We start from the raw sequence: 19,606 nt of genomic DNA, 5'->3' as shown, positions 1-19,606 counted from the left end.
CCCATCATCACTAGAGATAAGGCGAACCCAGCCAAAGCACCCGCTCGATGAGCCGCACAAGGAAGGACCTGGACTGCAATCCATCAAGCGTCACTTCGGTCGCCGAAGAAATCGCCAGATCGATCCTTCGTTCCAGCGCTTCGGCAAAAGGACGGTCGAAAACTTCAAGATCCACCTCGAAATTGAGCCGCAGCGACCGTGGATCGAGGTTGGAGGAACCGATATAGGCCCAACATCCGTCGATCGCCATCAGCTTGGAATGGTCGAAAGGCCCCGAAGCACGCCATATGCGGCAATAGTTTTTCAGCATCTGGTCAAACTGCGCCGTCATCGCACGGTCGACCAGAACGAGATTATTGGCGGTGGGCACGACGATATCGACTGCCACACCGCGCCGTGCTGCAGTAATCAGTGCGGTGATCAGCTCGCGGTCCGGCAGGAAATAGGGCGAGACGATCCGGATTGAGGAGCGCGCCACGGAAAAAGCACCCATCAGCATCTTGTGATTCGTCTCGACGCTGCGGTCGGGACCGGAGGAAACCGCCCGAACGAAGACCGGATTCCCTGGCTCCGTTTCGGACGGATCGAGCGCCCAGGGTTCCCCGGTCAGCATTTCCTCAGTCGCAAATCGCCAATCAGCCGCGGCAATTGCGAAGAGATCGGCCACGACCGGCCCCGTGATCTTGAAATGCGTATCGAGGGAACATTTGTCGCGGCTGAATTCGCGCGAAAAGCCCTCGCGGATATTCATTCCGCCGGTGAAAGCCACCCTGCCGTCGATGACCAGGATTTTCCGGTGGGTCCTGAGATTCGCATAGGGCAATCGCAGCCCCATAATGACGTTGCCGTTAAAGACATCGACCGTGACACCGCCATCTCGAAGCATGCCGAGCACACTCGGCACCGAATACCGGGCGCCAACGGCGTCGATCAAAATGCGCACTTCGGCACCGCGTTTTACCGCCGCGATCAGCGCGTCGGCAAATCGCTGCCCGATCCGGTCGCGGTCGAAGATATAAGTCTCGAGGATGATGCTGCGTTGCGCCTGGCCGATCGCCTCCAGCATCGCGCCATAAGCTTCGTCGCCGGTATCGAGCGCCAGGATCGTGTTGCTGGTCGTCAGGCGATGATGCGTCACACGATCGCCAAGTGTTTTCATTGCTCGGAACCTGTAACCGAATTGGCCGGTCACCAGATCATCGGTAGCGTCATAGGAAGCAAAATGAGCGCGGATATCCCCCTGGAGCAGCGCGCGACGATCGCTGATGACGGTACGGCGGATGCGATTGATACCGGCGATCAGGTAAAGTAGCGCCCCGACAATCGGGGAAAGGACGATGATGCCGACCCAACCGACCGCAGAACGCACCTCCTCTTTCGTCATGGCGGCATGAATCGCCGCTGCCGTTCCCGCCAGGACCGAAATGGTGAAGAGGATATGCGGCCAATAGGCCTCAGCGAGCTCAAGCATGACGCGAAATATAGGCGCGCGCGCATTTTGCGCAATCGGAGCCGAACAGTGACCTTAAGTCCGGCTCCGAAAGACTGTCAGGCAGAGAGCTGCTTCTGGAAAGCGTCGAGCGAGGCTTCGAATAGGTCGAAGACCGCATCCACTTGGCTCTCATTAATTATCATCGGCGGGCAAAGCGCCAGCGAGTCGCCGATGGCGCGCGAGATGAGCCCTTTTTCCAGCATGACTGCAAGCAGCTTCGGGCCAAGCTCGCCGGCGGCGAACCCGTCGCGCGGCTTGAGTTCCAAGGCACCGATCAGACCTGTGCCGCGGGCCTCGATCGCCAGAGGATGGCTTTCCATTGCCCTCAGACGGCTCTGGAATTTCGGTGCCAACGCCCGCACGTTGCCGACAAGATCGCGCTCCTCGATGATCGCGATGTTCTCCAGAGCCACGGCCGCGGCAACCGGATGGCCGGCCGCCGTCACCCCATGGCCGAATGTGCCGATATTCGCCGATTCGTCGGCAAGTGGCTGGTAAACCTTCTCGTTGATCAGCAGCGCTGAGATCGGCTGATAGGACGACGAAATCTGTTTGGAGACGGTGATGATGTCCGGTTCTAGCGAAAAAGTCTCGGTGGCGAACATCTTGCCGGTGCGACCGAAGCCGCAGATCACTTCGTCGGCGATGAAGAGGATGTCATATTTTTTCAGTACCTTCTGGATCGCTTCCCAATAGCCCGCGGGCGGCACGATGACGCCGCCGGCCCCCATGACCGGTTCGCCGATGAAGGCCGCAACCGTCTCCGGACCTTCCCGCAGAACCAGATCCTCGAGATCCTTCGCGCAACGCTCTACGAAGGCCGATTCGGTCTCGCCTTCCTGCTTGAAGACGCGATAGTGCGGGCAGGTCGTATGGAAGATGCCCGGTAGCGGCAGGTCGAAGGAACGATGGTTGTTCGGCAGGCCGGTCAGGCTGGCACTGGCGATCGTCACACCATGATAGCCCTTGATACGGGAGATGATTTTCTTCTTCTCCGGTTTGCCCAAGGCATTCGAGCGATACCAGACCATCTTCATCGCAGTGTCATTGGCCTCGGAACCTGAATTGGTGAAATAGGCCTTGGACATCGGCACAGGTGCCATCTGTATCAGCTTCTCGGCCAGTTCGACGGAGGGACCATGACTGCGGGCCGTGAAGGTGTGGTAGTATGGAAGCTTCGCCATCTGCTTGGCGGCCGCTTCGACGAGACGGTTCTCGCCAAAGCCGACCGCAACGCTCCACAGCCCGGCCATGGCCTCGATATACTTGTTGCCGTTGTTGTCATAGACATAGACGCCCTCGCCGCGATCGATCACCAGTGAACCGTCACGCTCCAGCACCCGGGCATTGGTGTAGGAATGAAGCTGGTAAGCCTTGTCGCGGGCTTCGATGGAATTGGGCTGAACAGTCACGACGGACCTCCTGTGAAACATGCGGAACGCATATAAATTTCATAGGCGGAAACGGCGAGATTGGACAGCCCAAATCGCCGCGTTCAAGCCGAACACCGTTCAAAATAATTGACGTGTCAATCAGCGCATTTGGTCATTTGACCGTCATCGCCGCCACGGGCGGCTCGGCGCCGGGCGGAATGGGACTGGTGTATTCCTGACCCTTGCGGCGCTTCTTGAGATCCACCCAGGCGGCTTCACGAAGCTGTTCGCTTTCGATTGCCACAAGGCCGGTCGCAGCCATTGCCTTGGCGGCGGAAACCATGCCCTTGTGGGCAAGCGCGCTCTGCCCCTGCGCCACCACCTGCCAGGTGTGAAGCTGGGTGCCGACGGCAAGCGTCGCACCGTAGGCCTGCACGGTCGGCACGACCCAGCTCACATCTCCGACATCCGTCGACCCGCCCATTTGCCTTACCTCGTTGTGAGCTGGCAGGACGAAGTCCGCCAGCGGGATATCCCTTGGCTCGAGGCGTTCCTGATTCCAGCTCGCGGCAATATCCTCCGGTGTCAGAGTCGCGCGGATCTTCTCGGCGAACGAGACATCGGCTTCATCGAAAGGCGGTGGTCCCATGCTGTCCCAGATGTCCTGCATCGCATCCATCAGCGGCTTGTTGACGATGAGGTTGGAAACGCCTGCCAGAATCGTGCTCTCGACCTTGGTCTCGGTCATCAGCGCCGCTCCCTCGGCGATCTTCTTCACACGTTCGATCAACGCCAGAAGGCCCGGCAGTTCCGGCGCACGGACAACATAACGAACCTTGGCATGCGCCTGCACCACGTTCGGCGAAATGCCGCCGGTATCGAGGACCGCATAGTGGATGCGGCAATCGGAAGGCATGTGCTCGCGCATATAATTGACACCGACATTCATCAATTCAACGGCATCGAGCGCGCTGCGGCCAAGCTCCGGCACGGCCGAAGCATGCGCTGCCCTACCTGTGAAAGTGAAATCGATACGGCAATTGGCGAGCGAGGTTTCCCGCTGCACTCCGGCGAAATTGCTCGGATGCCAGCTTATCGCAATGTCGACATCCTCGAAGGCACCTGCACGCACCATGAAGGCCTTGGCGGCGCCCCCTTCCTCGGCCGGGCAGCCGTAGTAACGCACCCGACCGGGCGTGCCAGTCATTTCCAACCAATCCTTGAGCGCGGTCGCCGCAAGCAGCGAAGCCGAGCCGAGGAGGTTATGGCCGCAGCCGTGACCATTTGCGCCGGGGATCAGCGGCTCTTGTTGAACCGCGCCCGCCTTTTGACTGAGGCCGGCCAGGGCATCGTACTCGCCGAGGAACGCGATCACCGGCCCGCCCTCGCCCGCTTCGCCGATGAGAGCGGTCGGGATGCCGGCCACATTTTCCGTGATCCGAAAACCTTGCGCCTCCAGCATTTCGCGGTGCGCGGCGGCGGAAAGCTTCTCCATGTAGCAAGTTTCCGGCGTCTCCCAGACACGGTCCGCAAGATCGGTGAACACTTCCGTCTTGCGGTCTATGAAATCCCAAACGAGCGGGAGATTGGAATTGCCTGTCGTCATAAAAATCGTTGCCTCGATACGCCTATGCCTCTGGGAGGCCCGAACCGTACTCCATTTTGGCTCGATGACAATGCGGCGACGCAGCAAAATTGACGCTACGGAAAGATGAGGCATTGGAAAAGCGGATGTGATCGGCATGCGAATTTTAGCATCTCGACAACGAGATCATAATCGCTATGCTCTCGCGCCGCAGCCCGCCGAAAATCCAAGGAATGGATCTAAAATAATAAGAACATACGGGGATTTTGCCAAATTTGTGGAAATTTTTCTAAAAAATGAAATGCAAGCGGAATTCGATACGGGCGATCCCGATCGATGCCAAAGGCGACCAAGGTGGAGATGCACGGCGCAAGCTGGGGCAGGTCGTCAGGAGAAATTACTGTAATGGGCGACGGCAAGTTTCGCCGACCGGGAGGTGAATAACAAGAATATCAAGCTTGAAGCGCCCTGCGGCGCATCATTCTAACGACACGAATCAACCGGGTCGGGCAACCGGCCAGAGGTCACAGGGAGACCGATATGAAATACAAGCTCACCCTTGCCGCAGCACTTCTGTCGGCAACGTTCTTTGCCAGTGCAGCCAGCGCCAAGACCTTCGTTTACTGCTCCGAAGGTTCTCCGGAAGGTTTCGATCCTGGCCTTTACACCGCCGGCACGACCTTCGACGCTTCCGCTCATCCCATCTACAACCGTCTGCTCGAGTTCAAGCCGGGCACGACGCAGCCGGAACCAGGCCTCGCGGAAAGCTGGGAAATTTCGCAGGATGGCACCGTCTATACCTTCAAACTGCGGCAGAACGTGAAGTTCCAGACGACCGACTTCTTCACGCCCTCCCGCACCCTGAATGCCGATGACGTCGTCTTCTCCATCGGTCGTCAGATTGATGCGAAGAATGCGTGGAATCAGTATATCCCCGGCGCAGCCTGGGAATATGCTGCCGGCATGGGTTTCCCGGAGCTCATCAAGTCCGTCGAGAAGGTTGACGACCTCACGGTGAAGTTCACGCTGAACAAGCCGGAAGCCCCGTTCCTCGCCAACCTCGCCATGCCCTTTGCTTCGATCATGTCGAAGGAATATGCCGACAGCCTCGACACGGCCGGCAAAAAGGAGCAGCTCAACCAGATGCCGGTCGGCACCGGCCCGTTCGTCTTCGTTGGCTATCAGCAGGACGCGGTCATCCGTTACAAGAAAAACCCCGATTACTGGGGTCCGGCGCCGAAGATCGATGATCTCGTTTTCGCGATCACGACTGATGCAGCCGTTCGGTACCAGAAACTGCAGGCCGGCGAATGCCACCTGATGCCGTATCCGAACGCCGCCGACGTCCAGTCCATGAAGACCAATCCGAATCTGACCGTGCTGGAACAGGAAGGCCTGAACGTAGCTTATCTCGCCTACAACACCACCCAGGCTCCCTTCGACAAGGTCGAAGTCCGCAAGGCGCTCAACAAGGCGATCAACAAGAAGGCGATCGTCGACGCCGTCTTCCAGGGCATGGCAACGCCCGCTAAAAACCCGATCCCGCCGACCATGTGGTCCTACAACGAATCCACTCAGGATGATGCGTATGACCTCGACGCGGCCAAGAAGATGCTGGCTGATGCCGGCGTCAAGGACCTCTCCATGAAGGTCTGGGCGATGCCGGTTTCGCGCCCTTACATGCTGAATGCCCGCCGCGCTGCCGAGATCATCCAGGACGATTTTGCCAAGATCGGCGTCAAGGTCGAGATCGTGTCCTACGAATGGGCTGAATACCTGGATCGCTCCAAGGCCAAGGATCGTGACGGTGCCGTTATCCTCGGCTGGACCGGCGACAACGGCGATCCGGACAACTTCCTCGACACGTTGCTGGGCTGCAATGCCGTCGGCGGCAACAACCGTGCTCAGTGGTGCAACAAGGAGTTCGACGATCTGGTGAAGAAGGCCAAGGTCGCGTCTGATCAGTCCGAGCGCACCAAACTCTACGAACAGGCTCAGACCGTCTTCAAGAAAGAAGCTCCCTGGGCAACACTCGATCACTCCCTTTCCGTCGTTCCGATGCGCAAGGGTGTCACCGGCTTTACCCAGAGCCCGCTTGGCGACTTTACCTTCGAAGCCGTCGATATCGCCGAATAATTAGACGCTCACGATATTTTTGCCGCGGGATGCGTTGCGTTTCCCGCGGCATTTTCTTATGAGACGCCGAAAAATGTGGCGAAGACGCCTCAATTGCCGCTTTCGTGGCTTGACAAGCCCATGAATCGGCCAAGACCGAAAAACCATCGAAGGTTTAGAATGTTTGGCTTCCTGTTGCGGCGTCTTGCCGTGTTGATCCCGACCTTCATCGGGGTCTCGATTATCGCCTTTTCGTTTATCCGATTGCTGCCAGGCGATCCCGTCGCATTGCTCTCGGGCGAGCGCGTCATGTCGCCGGAGCGCCATGCGTTGATCAGTCAGCAGCTCGGCCTCGACCGGCCAATGGTAATTCAATACCTGGATTATCTCGGAGGCGTTCTGACCGGCGACTTCGGCTCTTCCATCGTTTCGAAGAAACCGATTCTCGACCAGTTCCTCGCGCTCTTTCCCGCCACGGTCGAGCTTTCGCTCTGTGCGATCATCATCGCTGTCGCACTCGGTATCCCGGCAGGTGTGATCGCGGCGATCAAGCGTGGATCGTTTTTCGATCAGGCGCTGATGGGCGTGGCCCTCGTGGGCTATTCGATGCCGATCTTCTGGTGGGGCCTCCTGCTCATCATCTTCTTTTCTGGCATCCTGCAGTGGTTTCCGGTCTCCGGCCGGATCTCGCTGATGTTCTTCTTCCCGCCGGTCACCGGCTTCATGCTGATCGACTCGCTGCTCTCCGGCCAGAAAGGCGCCTTCGCCTCTGCGCTGAGCCATCTCGCACTTCCCTCGATCGTGCTGGCGACCATTCCTCTCGCGGTCATCGCCCGCCAGACGCGTTCGGCCATGCTGGAAGTCCTGTCGGAAGATTACGTTCGCACCGCCCGCGCGAAAGGCCTATCGCCCTTCCGTGTCGTCGGCATTCATGCATTGCGCAACGCCATGATCCCGGTCATCACCACGATTGGCCTGCAGATTGGCGTCATGCTCGCGGGTGCCATTCTCACCGAAACGATCTTCTCCTGGCCGGGTATCGGCAAGTGGATGGTCGACAGTGTCTTCCGCCGGGACTATCCGGTTATCCAAGGCGGGTTGCTGCTGATCGCGGGCATCATCATGCTCGTCAACCTCATCGTTGACCTGCTCTACGGCCTGATCAATCCCCGTATCCGGCACTAAGAAGGAGAAAATCCCATGGCCGATATCATGGTCGACAAGGCGCCTGAACCAGTGTCCAGCGCTGCGCTGCGCCGCCAGATGCTAAAGGAATTCTGGTTCTATTTCTCGGAAAATCGTGGCGCCGTCATTGGACTCTTCGTTTTCCTTCTGCTCGTTGTCGTCGCTGTTCTTGCGCCTCTCATCGCACCCCATTCGCCTTTCGAACAGTATCGCGACGCGGTTCTTGTGCCGCCAATCTGGACCGAAGGCGGACGTGCCGGCTACCTGCTCGGCACCGATCCGGTTGGCCGCGACATCCTCTCGCGCCTGATCTACGGCGCGCAATATTCGCTCTTCATCGGCGTCTTCGTGACGACGCTGTCGCTGACCGGCGGCATTCTGGTCGGCCTCATTGCCGGATATTACCGCGGCTGGGTGGATACCGTCATCATGCGCCTGATGGACATCATCCTCGCCTTCCCGTCGCTGCTGCTGGCGCTCGTGCTCGTCGCGATCCTCGGCCCCAGCCTGACGAACGGCATGATTGCGATTGCGCTCACCCTGCAGCCGCATTTCGTGCGCCTGACCCGTGCAGCGGTCATGGCTGAGAAAACTCGCGACTACGTGACGGCCGCCCGCCTTGCCGGCGCAGGACCGTTGCGCCTGATGTTCCGCACCATCCTGCCGAACTGCACGGCGCCGCTGATCGTCCAGGCGACGCTTTCCTTCTCGAACGCCATCCTTGATGCAGCCGCTCTCGGCTTCCTCGGAATGGGCGCTCAGCCGCCGGCCCCGGAATGGGGCACGATGCTTGCCGAGGCACGGGAATTCATCCTGCGCGCTTGGTGGGTGGTCACCTTCCCCGGCCTCGCTATCCTCATCACCGTCCTTGCCATCAATCTGATGGGCGACGGTCTGCGCGATGCGCTCGACCCGAAACTGAAGAGGTCCTGAACATGGCGCTTCTGCAAATCGACAATCTCACCGTCGAGTTCGAAACCGCAACCGGCTGGTTCAAGGCCGTTGACGGCGTTTCCATGTCCGTCGAGAAGGGCGAAGTTCTCGCCATCGTCGGCGAATCCGGCTCGGGGAAATCCGTCGCCATGCTTGCCGTCATGGGGCTTCTCCCCTGGACCGCGAAGATTACAGCGGACCAGATGCTTTTCGAAGGCCGCGACATTCAGAAAATCAGCCCGGCTGAGCGCCGCAAGCTGATCGGCAAGGATATCGCGATGATCTTTCAGGAGCCGATCGCCAGCCTGAACCCGTGCTTCACGGTCGGCTTCCAGATCGAGGAAGTATTGCGCATCCATCTCGGCCTCGACAAAAAGGAACGCCGTGCTCGTGCAATCGAGCTGTTCAAGCAGGTGGGTCTGCCCAATCCGGAAGAGCGGCTGAACCACTTTCCGCACCAGATGTCCGGCGGCCAGTGCCAGCGCGTGATGATCGCGATCGCGATCGCCTGCAATCCCAAGCTCCTGATCGCCGACGAGCCGACCACCGCGCTCGACGTGACGATCCAGAAGCAGATCCTCGACCTCATCATGTCGCTGCAGGCCAAGAACGGCATGGGCCTGATCATGATCACCCACGACATGGGTGTCGTAGCCGAGACCGCCGACCGCGTCGTCGTGCAGTACAAGGGCCGCAAGATGGAGGAGGCCGACGTGCTTTCCCTCTTCGAAAGCCCGAAGAGCAACTATACGAAGGCGTTGCTGGCGGCATTGCCGGAAAATGCCACCGGCGACCGTCTGACCACCGTTTCCGCCTTTTTCGACGGTAATCCGGAACCAACTCCGGGAGTAAGCGCATGACTGAAAACACCATGCTCGAAGTGCGCGATATCAAGCGCGATTACGAATTGCCGGGTGGCCTCTTCAAGCCGAAGAAGATCATCCATGCAGTCAAAGGCGTCTCGTTCAAGCTGGAGCGTGGCAAGACGCTTGCGATCGTCGGCGAATCCGGCTGCGGCAAGTCGACACTCGCCCGCATGATAACTTTCATCGACGAGCCGACCTCCGGTGATCTGCTGATCGACGGCAAGAAGGTCGATACGCGTCCCGGCCACCTGACTCAGGAAATGCGCCAGAAGGTGCAGATCGTCTTTCAGAACCCCTATGGCTCGCTCAACCCGCGCCAGAAGATCGGCGACGTGCTCGGCGAACCGCTGGCGATCAATACCGGCATGTCGGCGGAGGAACGACGGCATCGCGCCAACGAGATGCTGAAGAAGGTCGGTCTTGGCCCGGAGCACTACAACCGCTACCCGCACATGTTCTCGGGCGGCCAGCGCCAGCGCATCGCCATTGCCCGCGCGCTGATGATGAACCCGAAGCTGCTGGTGCTGGACGAGCCGGTTTCGGCACTCGACCTTTCGGTACAGGCCCAGGTTTTGAACCTGCTTGCCGACCTGCAGGACGAATTCGGCCTCACCTACGTTTTCATCAGCCACGACCTTTCTGTGGTGCGTTATATCGCGGATGAAGTGATGGTGATGTATTTTGGCGAAGCGGTGGAGTATGGCACCCGAGACGAGGTTTTCTCGGACCCGAAGCACGAATATACACGCACGCTGTTTGCCGCGACGCCCCGCGCGGATATCGAATCCATCCGCGCCCGCATTGCCAGGAAGAACGCGGCAAAAGCCGTCGCCTGACTACTCGACAAAGACTCTGACGCTGGCGGCACGGCCGGCAGCGTCGATCACCGTCAGCGTCGAATAGCCGGCGCCGTCGGGCGTCCATTCGTTGGTACGGCGGCGGGAAATATCGCTAAGCGGCCTGCCGTTGGCGAGCCAGCGGAAAGGCGCCCGCCCGCCTTGCAGTTTCAGCACCAGTGGCGAGATTTCCCCGGTTTGGGCGCCTAGGTCGACCCGCGCTCCTTCGGGCGGATAAACGATCTGCGGCGCCGGTTCCCGCGCGGATGCGGAAATGAGACCATTCGCCGTCATCGAGAAACGCCGCTGGCTGATTGGCAGGTCGGACTGCGCAAGCCGTATGGCGCCCGCGGGCGCGGGCGGCAAAGGCGTGATCGGCACGTCGGATTTCGAAAACGCTTCAAAGAGGATGGGTGCCGCCGTCTGATAACCGGCGATACCTGGCACCGCGCCATTGTCCGGTCGGCCGACCCACACGCCCAGCACATAGCGCCCGTCGAACCCGACCGACCAGGCATCGCGATAGCCGTAGCTCGTGCCCGTCTTGTAAGCGATGCCGAGCCTGCGGCTTCCTTGCGGCGGCAGGACGTCCGAGAGGATATCCGCAACATTCCAAACCGCCTGCGGCTCCAGCAGCGGCTCACCTTCGATCGCGCCAGGCTGATCCTTGATACCGTTGCCGACCCTGACCGGAATGCCCCGATTGGCAAGCGCTGCATAAGCCTGCACCAGATCCTTGAGCGTGATGCCCACTCCACCCAACCCGATTGCTAACCCTGGCGCCTCGTTGGGCGGCAGAACCGGGCGCACCTCGGCGCGACGGAAGCGGATCATCAACCGCGATGGCCCGACCGCATCGAGCAGTCGCACTGCCGGCACGTTGAGCGACAGTTGCAAAGCCTGCCGGACACTTACATCGCCCTGATAACTCATATCGAAGTTCTTTGGCCTGTAACCGAAAAAATCCGCTGGCCTGTCTTCGATAATCGTCTCCTGGCTGACAAGGCCCTGTTCGAAGGCAAGGCCATAAATGAAAGGCTTCAGCGTCGAGCCTGGCGAGCGGTAGACACGCGTCATATCGATCCAGCCGGAGCGGCTAGCATCGAAATAATCGGCCGATCCCACTTCGCCGACGATCGCGCCGGTCGTCGCGTCGGCCATCACCATTGCGAGCGAAATTTTTGGCGCGAGCTTTGTCGCCGCCTCGCGGGCGACCTGTTCCAGCCCCTGCTGAATGCTGCGCTTGAGCGTCGTCTTGTATTCTTGGGCCTTCGGCTGTCTGCGGACCGCCGCTTCGGCGAGATGCGCGGCATAGGCCGGCAACTGCAGGCGCCGCGTCGGGATCGCATCACCCGCGGCCCGTTCTGCCTCGCCATCTCCCAACACATCCACGACGGCCGATCTCATCAGCACCCGCTCGCGCGCCACTTTGGCGGCGTTGACATGCCGGTCCGGTCGCCGGACTTCCGGCGATTGCGGCAATGCTACCAGAAGCGCCGCCTCTGCCACCGACAGGCGGCGTGGCTCTTTGCCGAAATAGGCAAGGCTGGCTGCGCGCACCCCTTCCAGATTGCCGCCATAGGGCGCATGCGTGAGATAAAGCTCGAGGATTTGCTCCTTGCTCAGTCGCCTCTCGATCTGAAGGGCGCGGACAAGCTGCAGCAGCTTGGCGGAGACGGAACGGGTCTCGCGCGGCTCGATCAGCCGCGCCACCTGCATGGAAAGCGTGGAAGCGCCGGAGACGATCCGTCCGTTGGTGACGAATTGTAATGCTGCACGGCCGAGCGCCAGAGGATCAATGCCCGAATGGCTGTGGAAACGCTGGTCCTCATAGGCAATCAGCATCTTCAGGAAACGCGGATCGACATCTTCAGTCGTCGTCTTCAGCCGCCAGCGCCCTTCCGGCGTCGCGAAGGCCCGCAACAGGTCGCCATCGGCGTCAAGCACTTCTGGCGAAACGACCTGCGCCTTTTCAAGCGGCGGCGGAAAGGCCCTGTCGGCTGCGTCAAGGCCGACTATCAGCCCCGCCGCAGCGGCGAGGCTGATGGCTAGACCGATCGAGAATTTCCACCTGCGCTTCATCGGATTGAGCCGCCGCTTATTGCTTAGCGACGACCTCCATCTTGCCCGTCGCGGTGCGCGCCGAGAATTGCGGACGATACATGTCCTCCACCTGCGCCGCCGGGTGATCGTAGACGCCGGGTGTTACGGCGCGGACGACATAGGCCAGCGTGATCTGCCGATTGTCGCCGGCGCTCCGGTCGAAGGCCGCAACGAAACGATCATTGCGGAATTCGGTATGAGCGGCCTGTACCTCCTCGATCCAATCAAAGTTGGTGAGGCTGGCACTGTTGACAATGCTCGGATTGTCGATTTCGAAACCTGCCGGCAACAGATCGGTGACGACGATGCGCGATGGCCATTCATTGGTTTCGGTGATGCTCAGAACAACGACATAACGCTCGTTCTGCTGCGCCTCGCTGACATTCACCTCCTCACCGGCCATATCGTAGTAGGTGCGGGTGATCTCGAAGCCGTCACCGCCGGCCGGCAGCGGCTGGGCCGGCGCAGCCACCGTTGTGATCGCCGCAGACAACGGATCGCCGCTATCATTGCGGATTGTCACCGGATGATCGATGAGCGCATCTCCCGTCATCTGCGACATCAGGGTGCCCCGATGGTCCGCACCATTCACATTGAGCCGCAGGTTGTCATCACCCTTCTGCAGAGCGCGAGCGGCAAGCAGCATCCAGGTCTGTTCCTGGGTACTTGTATACTTCTTGGCACTCCATTCCTTGGCAACAATGTCCGCCAATGCCGGGACGATCGGCGGCACCGGCTTGCTTTCGGCGGCAAGCGCCAACACGGCAGCGCCGTCGCGCAACGACGAGCCGTAGTCGGAACGCACCAGGCTCACCTTGTGAATATGCGCCTGTTCCGACATCTGCAGGGAGTCCGCAAAGATGCTCTTCGACCGCTGGGCATCGCCATAAAGCGAGAGGGCGGCAGCGATATGCGCTTTGGCCAGCGGTGTCGGAAAGTCGTTCAACGCCGTGTCCGCGTAATAGCGAAGGTCGCTGATCGCTGCCTTGCGATTGCGGGCGAGCACGTAGAGCGCATAAGCGATTTCGTTGCCCTGATCCCGGACGTTGTTGGTGTAGCCCAGCGAGTTCTGCAGGCTTTCGAGAGCCTGGACCAACGCCTGTTCCGGAACGTCATACCCTTGCTCCCGGGCGCGTGAAAGAAAGTCCGTCACGTAGGAATCGAGCCAGAGGTCGCCGCCGCCAGGTCCCCACAGGCCGAAACTGCCCGCAGAGGACTGGTAGGAGAGTACGCGATAAATCGCATCTTGCACGCGCTTCTTGACCTCCGCATCGTCGGCCAAACCGTTCTGTACGGCCATCTCGCTGAGATAGAGAAGTGGCAGCGCCCGGCTGGTCGTCTGCTCGGCACAGCCGTAAGGGTAGCGGCTGAGGCTCATCAGCAATGCCGGAATGTCGAAGGCGTTCGAGCGACTGACATTGATGCTAACCGAAGCGCCCTGAAGTACGCTATCGGCGAGCAGATTGGAATCGACCGTGACACTGGCGCCGGGCCGGAGATCGACCAGCCGGCGCTCGGTCACCGGCATCGCAGCCGGCCGCACCGGAATATTGAGCACCTGTTCCAATGACAGGCCGGACGCATTCGACAGGCGGATAGACACAGCCCCGTCACCCGGCTCGATACCGACCAGCGGCAGCGTGACACTGGTCTTGGCTCCTGCGGCGAGTTCCACCGGCTTGATCCCGCTCTGACCGACGGCGACCGCATCGCTCGTCGTGACACTGAGGTCGTAAATGCCGGCAGGTCCATCGGCATTCGCAAGATCGAGCCTCAAATTGCTGTCGTCGCCAGGCGCCAGAAATCGCGGCAGACTTGCAGTGATCACGACCGGATCGCGGACCACCACATCCTTCACGCCATGCCCGACCCCGGTCTTCGACCACGCCACCGCCATGACGCGTGCGGTGCCATTGAATTGCGGGATGTCGAAGGAGACATTTGCCCTGCCCTCCGCATCAAGCTTGACCGGACCGGAAAAGAAGGCGACCAACTTTTCCTTCGGCGGACTGCCCTGCAACGCAACGCTGCCGCCGTCGCCACCGGTGCGTAACCGCCCGGTCGCGCCGAGGGAACCGTCAATCAGCCTGCCATAGATGTCACGGATTTCAAGGCCGAGACGACGCTGACCGAAATACCAATCATCCGGCGCCGGCGGCTCGTAACGTGTGAGATTGAGGATACCGACATCCACCGCAGCAACCGTGACATAGGCATTCTCATTGGCACCTGCTCCCGCCACCTGCACGGAAATATCGAGCGGTTGGCGCGGCAGCGTCTTTTCCGGGGCATCGATCGACACCTGCAGATTGCGGCTTTCGGGATCGACCTTCAACCAGGTAATGCCGATGGCACGCATCGGCATGCGGCTTTCCTGCGCTTCGCCGGGACGATAGAGGGTCGCGGTGACATAAGACCCGGCACCCCAATCGGCCGTGACAGGAATCTCCACCTCACCGCCATTCTGACCGACGCTGGTGTTTTGCACTGAGATCAGGTCCTCGGAACCGGCGGTAATCATCAGCTCGCCAGCATAACGCGACGAAACCTTGAGCTTGGCGGTTTCGCCGACCTTATAGCTCTGCTTGTCCAGCGCGATCTCAAGCGCATCGGGGGTTTCGGTCGACGTCGCCGTTACGAACCAACCGGCATCGAACTCCACACTGGAGGCCGGGCCGCCAACATCGGCGGTCTCGATTTCCAGACGGTAACGGCCCCACTCTACCGGCACGGAAATCTTTCCGCCGTCGGCCGTTACGTTGACAATGCCGTTCGAAACCTGGCTGGTTCGGGTCACCGGTTCGAAACGCCAGGAGGAGCCGTCGCGATACCATTGGTAATCGCGCTCGACCTTGATCAGCTTCCAGGACAAACCCTGCATCGGCTGCTTCCGGCCATCCGTATCGATGACGATCACGGTGAAGTTGCCGACCGAATTTTCGGCAAGGTCACCTGTAAATTCCGGCTTGATGCCGATCCGCGCGCCATCCGGCTTGACCGGCAGGGCGAGCGAGCGCTCGACGGCACGGCCGCCGGCCTCCTGCATACGCACCACGATCTCCGCATTGACAAGTTGCGTCGTCGAGGGCACGTCGCTGACGGCAGCATCGAAAGTCACCTTGCCATCTTCGTCGGTAGGTTCCAGCGCATCAAGCGGAATGCGCACGGCTTCCGTTTCTTCCTCATCAGCGAGGCCGAATTGGTAACCGGGAAAGGCGGCATTCTCACGCGTCGGTTTCAGCGTGATTTCGCCTTCGAGATCGAGGCCGGCTGCTGGTGCACCATAGAGAAAGCGACCATCGACATTGACCGATACTGGCTGGCCGACTTCGATTTCCTTTGCCTCGCTCGTCATGTCGAATTCGATACGGTCCGGCACGAAGTCATCGACCAAAAAGGTCTTCTCGCCGATCGCCGAGCCCTTGGGATCGGTGAAGATCTGCATGGTCCAGGTGCCACGCATGGCGGTCTCGAGCAGCGGCAGGTTGAGCGCATAGCCGCCGAGCGAGCCATTATTGACCATGCGCCTGTCCTCGACGCCGTCCGGACGCAGGAAAACGAAGGTGAGCGGCAGGTTTTCGATTGCCGCCGCATCGACGTCACGGGCAAGCGCGCTCGCATGAACTGTCTCGCCGGGGCGATAGATGCCGCGTTCGGTCCAGGGCAGGATGTCGATCGCGCCGGACGCCGGCCGGCCCGTCACTCCACGGTCCGAAAGGTCGAACCCGGCACGTGTCATGTCGAGGAAGACATAGTCCTGGCCGCTTTTCTGAGCAGTCAGAACCGCCGGCACCATTCCCGCGGTGCCACGCATCAGACCAGCAGTGAAGATGGCACGGCCGTCCGCATCGGTCTTGGCGGTGCCGAGAATTTCATTGTTTTTCGCAAGGAGTTGCAGATCGACGCCGGCAATGGGTTTCGCGGTGCCGAGCGAACGGGCGAAGACATGCAGGCCGTCTGTACCGGCATAGGTCGTAAGACCGATATCGGAGACCACGAACCATTGCGTTGCCTTGTTGTCCCATTCCTGGGTCACGGCGTTCGAGGCGGCTGCGGTCAGCACGTAGACGCCCGGCTTGCGAGTGGGTAGCACTTCGTCGACCGGAAAGCTCGTCACCACGTCCTTGTTGAGTTCCTGACCGGTGTCGATCGTGCCCTGCCACACGAGTTCGCCGCTCTGCTCTTCAATCTGGCTGGCATTGTAGCCGTCCATTTGGGTCAGGAACTGCGAATTGGCGAGCAGCGAAGCGATGTTCCGGTCACCAATGCGGTAAAGTTTCAGATCTGCCTTTTCCGTGTTGACCGAAACGATCGGAATGCCGCGGCGGGCGGTCGAAGGCAGCACAAAGCTGTCGCCGGTGAAACGCACCACCGGCGAGCGGTCCTTGACGTAAATGTCGACATCGACCTGTGCGACGAGCGGTTCGTCCACGGACGAAGGCATGCCACGACGAAGCGACAGCTTGTAGCGCTGACCGTGTGTCAGGCCTTCGACGCAGATCTGATTGTCCTTGGCTTCCATCGCTTTCGGCGCCTGCCCATCCATCACCACAAACGGTGCATAGTCCACGCCCGTCTTCACCAGAGGCTCCGAGAACTGTACGCAGGCACGCGGATTTGCACTGTCGGCATCGACCGTATTGCCGGTCACGCGAAAACCCTGGCGATCACGCAAATCGTTGTAAGCGGCCTGGACGGTGCGGGCATTCACCAGGGCAAGGCTTGCCTTATAGGCGTTGAGCGCCGAGCGGTAGTTCTGCTGCTTGGCCAGCGCTGCAGCGAGAACCGCCAGTGCGTCGGCGCGGCTTTGCGTCGTGCGGGAGAGCTCATAACCGTTGATCGCGGCAAGCGTCCCTTCGCTATCGGCGCTGCTGTTATCCTTTGCCGTGCCTGCAGCGCGGGCAAGCTCGATCCAGAGCGCACCATCATCCGGTGTGAGGGAGAGGGCGCCCTTGAAGTTATAGATTGCGGTATCGACGTTACCGCGGAGAAGTTCACTCTGGGCGACGGTCTTCAGGTTCTCAATCCCGTAGCCCTGCTGGTTGTCGCCGAGCGTCAGTCCGTCCTTCTGTTCGCGCGCCTGTTGCAGCAGATCTTCCGAAAGGAAGCTGAGCCTCGGTGGCGCGCCAATATCCGGCTCTGACGCTATCTCCACGATCTTGCCGGCAACGGCACCTTGGAAAGAATTGAGCTGGCCGTAATCCGACTTCAGGAAGCACCATTTAGCTTTGATATTGTAGGTGAAGGCCTTGCAGCCATTGTCGCCGATACAAGCAGCCTCGCATTGGGCCTGGCTGACATTCTTGACGGTTCTCAGATCGAAGCCGAGATAATCGCCGTCCGGTGTCGTCTCGACGCGGCGCTCAGCCGCGGCCAGGGGCGAGGCTAGAGCAAGCGCGGAGAAAAGAAGAGCGGAAAAGCCGAAAAATGCGCGCCTAGACATGATACGTCCCCCCGTGGCTGCCATCGGATGAGCCAGTTTTCTAATTTATGCAAGGACTTGTCAACGAACCTCGGCATCTGATGCTGCCGAATTTCGTGAAGATTCTGTCACAAAAGAGGATCTGTGCCGGAACGGATCAGGCCATAAGGCCCGCCGCTGTGAAGCCTCCATCGACCGCGAGAATTTGTCCGGTTATATAGGAAGACTGCCGATCATCGATGAGAAAAGCGACAGCCGAAGCAATCTCTTCCGGCCGCCCGTAGCGCCGCATTGGAACGGAGCGGTGCCATTCCTCCCGCGTAGTGGCCGTATGGTTTTCCTTGACCATCGGCGTCTCGATCGGCCCCGGCGCGATGGCGTTGACGCGGATCAGGTCATCGGCGAGTTCAACGGCCATGATTTTCGTGAGCGTTATCAGCGCACCTTTGGAGGCACCGTAAGCCGAACGACCGAGATTGCCCTTGATGCCGGAAACCGATGCGATATGGACGATCGAGCCACCGCCGTTTTCGTGCAGGACCGGTGCCAGCGCCTGTGAGAGGGCAAAGGCTCCGACAACGTTCACCTCGTAGATTCGCCTCAGTATGTCCGGAGTCGTGTCGGCAAAACGGACATTGGCTGCGATCCCGGCGCTGTTGACGAGCGCGGCAAGCGGCGCGGCCAGCGAACGGCATTGATCCGCAAGCCGAGCCACAGCCGTCGCGTCGGTCACGTCGAGTGCGACGGGCGTGAGCATTGCAGTGCGGTTCCCCACCTTCTCATCGAGACGCGCCAATGCGCCTGCGTCGCGATCAGCGGCAACCACATGCCATCCGGCATCGACCAGAAGCTCCGTCGTCGAAAGGCCGATCCCCGATCCCGCACCCGTGACGACGACGCTCCGCATGTTCAGCTCCCTCGTTTTTCGATGATGACCAGCTCGAATGTGACGCCGACGGGATTATCGCCTCGTGCAAGCCGGCCGTGATAGATCACGCCCTCCGTATCGACGACTGCGGCGTCGACGGAGGCCCGAAGCCCATCCGCCGTATTTTCAAGCAAGCCGTTTTCGATGGCGATCTCGGTTGCAAGGCAAGCGACCCGGTGTCCATCCTCGAAGACCGGTTCATTGATGCTGCCGATACCGTAAATATGGGCGCTCTCGATGCCGTGTTTCCGGCAAACCTCCTCGATCGCCATACCCACATCCTCGTTGGGCCGCACCCGAAGCAGGATACCATTCCCCGAAACGCTCTCCCCCTTGGCTGAAAACAGCGTGAAGTTCGTCTCCGGGTCGGAAACGGAATCGAAGGTCGCCGTCGCACTTCCATAACCTCTGACCGGGATCGGCCGGCTCACCACACTATCGAACGGCAGAACATGCCCCATGCGCAGCATGCCCTCACCCGTGTCCCAGATGCCGTGACAATGCAGGAAGGGCGAACCGTCACGTTCGCCGAATATCGCTGTCGCAGCCTGGAATTTGCCACCCGCTTCCGGCGCGAAGGTCGCGCTGTACCAGGCGGCATGATCTGCGTCCGGCGAGAAAGCAGGCAGTACATAGCGGAACGGATCGCAAGCACCGCCTTCGATGTTGACGAAACCGCCTTTACAGCCAGCCTCGGCGAAAACACGCGCCACGCCAGCCATAAAGGTCTCGCCCGGCCGTAACACGCCTTCGATAGGTTGCAACACA

At 60.2% G+C, this 19,606-nt stretch carries 12 protein-coding genes; 5 read left to right on the top strand and 7 right to left on the bottom strand.

Features of this window, described 5'->3' with window-relative positions; genetic code table 11:
- Window positions 1–10 precede the first annotated feature (10 nt).
- The 3 genes from J2046_RS23975 to J2046_RS23965 all read right to left on the bottom strand — a co-directional run bounded on the left by J2046_RS23975 (window position 11) and on the right by J2046_RS23965 (window position 4,471).
- Complete coding sequence (locus J2046_RS23975) at window positions 11–1,471, bottom strand: phospholipase D-like domain-containing protein (protein WP_210056172.1); 1,461 nt, start codon at window positions 1,469–1,471, stop codon at window positions 11–13.
- 77 nt (window positions 1,472–1,548) lie between these two features.
- Window positions 1,549–2,904, bottom strand: a complete 1,356-nt coding sequence (locus tag J2046_RS23970; RefSeq protein WP_210056170.1) for an aspartate aminotransferase family protein — start codon at window positions 2,902–2,904, stop codon at window positions 1,549–1,551.
- A gap of 133 nt (window positions 2,905–3,037) precedes the next feature.
- The gene (locus J2046_RS23965; RefSeq protein ID WP_210056168.1) at window positions 3,038–4,471 is read right to left on the bottom strand and encodes a M20 family metallopeptidase; all 1,434 of its coding nucleotides are present in this window, start codon (window positions 4,469–4,471) and stop codon (window positions 3,038–3,040) included.
- 519 nt (window positions 4,472–4,990) lie between these two features.
- Between J2046_RS23965 and J2046_RS23960 the strand changes: the two genes are divergently transcribed.
- The 5 genes from J2046_RS23960 (at window position 4,991) to J2046_RS23940 (ending at window position 10,385) form a co-directional block, all read left to right on the top strand.
- On the top strand, window positions 4,991–6,586 hold the full coding sequence (locus J2046_RS23960; protein ID WP_210056166.1) for an ABC transporter substrate-binding protein: 1,596 nt from the start codon (window positions 4,991–4,993) through the stop codon (window positions 6,584–6,586).
- A gap of 159 nt (window positions 6,587–6,745) precedes the next feature.
- Window positions 6,746–7,750, top strand: a complete 1,005-nt coding sequence (locus J2046_RS23955; protein WP_037156546.1) for an ABC transporter permease subunit — start codon at window positions 6,746–6,748, stop codon at window positions 7,748–7,750.
- Window positions 7,751–7,777: 27 nt separating this feature from the next.
- Window positions 7,778–8,683, top strand: coding sequence for an ABC transporter permease subunit (locus tag J2046_RS23950; RefSeq protein WP_233470253.1), 906 nt, complete (start codon window positions 7,778–7,780; stop codon window positions 8,681–8,683).
- 2 nt (window positions 8,684–8,685) lie between these two features.
- A complete protein-coding gene (locus tag J2046_RS23945) occupies window positions 8,686–9,543 on the top strand; it encodes an ABC transporter ATP-binding protein (RefSeq protein WP_210056163.1) in 858 nt (285 codons plus the stop codon).
- Window positions 9,540–10,385 carry a dipeptide ABC transporter ATP-binding protein gene (locus J2046_RS23940; RefSeq protein ID WP_210056162.1) on the top strand — a complete coding sequence of 282 codons (846 nt, stop codon included), beginning with the start codon at window positions 9,540–9,542 and terminating at the stop codon, window positions 10,383–10,385. The genes J2046_RS23945 and J2046_RS23940 overlap by 4 nt, the downstream gene beginning before the upstream one ends.
- Here J2046_RS23940 and pbpC read toward each other — a convergent pair whose 3' ends face one another.
- From pbpC to J2046_RS34160, 4 genes are all read right to left on the bottom strand, one after another.
- Window positions 10,386–12,467 carry a penicillin-binding protein 1C gene (gene pbpC / locus J2046_RS23935; protein WP_210056161.1) on the bottom strand — a complete coding sequence of 694 codons (2,082 nt, stop codon included), beginning with the start codon at window positions 12,465–12,467 and terminating at the stop codon, window positions 10,386–10,388. It lies immediately after the preceding gene.
- A 16-nt stretch (window positions 12,468–12,483) separates the two neighbouring features.
- A complete protein-coding gene (locus J2046_RS23930) occupies window positions 12,484–17,931 on the bottom strand; it encodes an alpha-2-macroglobulin family protein (protein ID WP_210056160.1) in 5,448 nt (1,815 codons plus the stop codon).
- A 136-nt stretch (window positions 17,932–18,067) separates the two neighbouring features.
- A complete protein-coding gene (locus tag J2046_RS23925; protein ID WP_210056159.1) occupies window positions 18,068–18,817 on the bottom strand; it encodes an SDR family NAD(P)-dependent oxidoreductase in 750 nt (249 codons plus the stop codon).
- Between the two features lie 2 nt (window positions 18,818–18,819).
- Window positions 18,820–19,299 carry a PCC domain-containing protein gene (locus J2046_RS34160; RefSeq protein ID WP_267950867.1) on the bottom strand — a complete coding sequence of 160 codons (480 nt, stop codon included), beginning with the start codon at window positions 19,297–19,299 and terminating at the stop codon, window positions 18,820–18,822.
- Window positions 19,300–19,606: the final 307 nt, after the last annotated feature.

Origin of the sequence: Neorhizobium petrolearium, from assembly GCF_017873175.1 — a bacterium.
GTDB classification, from domain to species: domain Bacteria; phylum Pseudomonadota; class Alphaproteobacteria; order Rhizobiales; family Rhizobiaceae; genus Neorhizobium; species Neorhizobium petrolearium.
This window is presented reverse-complemented; position numbering and strand designations above follow the sequence as displayed.

Excerpts from the sequence above, each read along its gene's own strand:
- J2046_RS23955 (WP_037156546.1), top strand. The coding sequence starts at position 6,746 with ATGTTTGGCTTCCTGTTGCGGCGTCTTGCCGTGTTGATCCCGACCTTC.
- J2046_RS23945 (WP_210056163.1), top strand. The coding sequence starts at position 8,686 with ATGGCGCTTCTGCAAATCGACAATCTCACCGTCGAGTTCGAAACCGCA.
- J2046_RS23975 (WP_210056172.1), bottom strand. The coding sequence starts at position 1,471 with ATGCTTGAGCTCGCTGAGGCCTATTGGCCGCATATCCTCTTCACCATT.
- J2046_RS23940 (WP_210056162.1), top strand. The coding sequence starts at position 9,540 with ATGACTGAAAACACCATGCTCGAAGTGCGCGATATCAAGCGCGATTAC.
- J2046_RS34160 (WP_267950867.1), bottom strand. The coding sequence starts at position 19,299 with ATGGGGCATGTTCTGCCGTTCGATAGTGTGGTGAGCCGGCCGATCCCG.
- pbpC (WP_210056161.1), bottom strand. The coding sequence starts at position 12,467 with ATGAAGCGCAGGTGGAAATTCTCGATCGGTCTAGCCATCAGCCTCGCC.
- J2046_RS23930 (WP_210056160.1), bottom strand. The coding sequence starts at position 17,931 with ATGTCTAGGCGCGCATTTTTCGGCTTTTCCGCTCTTCTTTTCTCCGCG.
- J2046_RS23965 (WP_210056168.1), bottom strand. The coding sequence starts at position 4,471 with ATGACGACAGGCAATTCCAATCTCCCGCTCGTTTGGGATTTCATAGAC.
- J2046_RS23925 (WP_210056159.1), bottom strand. The coding sequence starts at position 18,817 with ATGCGGAGCGTCGTCGTCACGGGTGCGGGATCGGGGATCGGCCTTTCG.
- J2046_RS23960 (WP_210056166.1), top strand. The coding sequence starts at position 4,991 with ATGAAATACAAGCTCACCCTTGCCGCAGCACTTCTGTCGGCAACGTTC.
- J2046_RS23950 (WP_233470253.1), top strand. The coding sequence starts at position 7,778 with ATGGTCGACAAGGCGCCTGAACCAGTGTCCAGCGCTGCGCTGCGCCGC.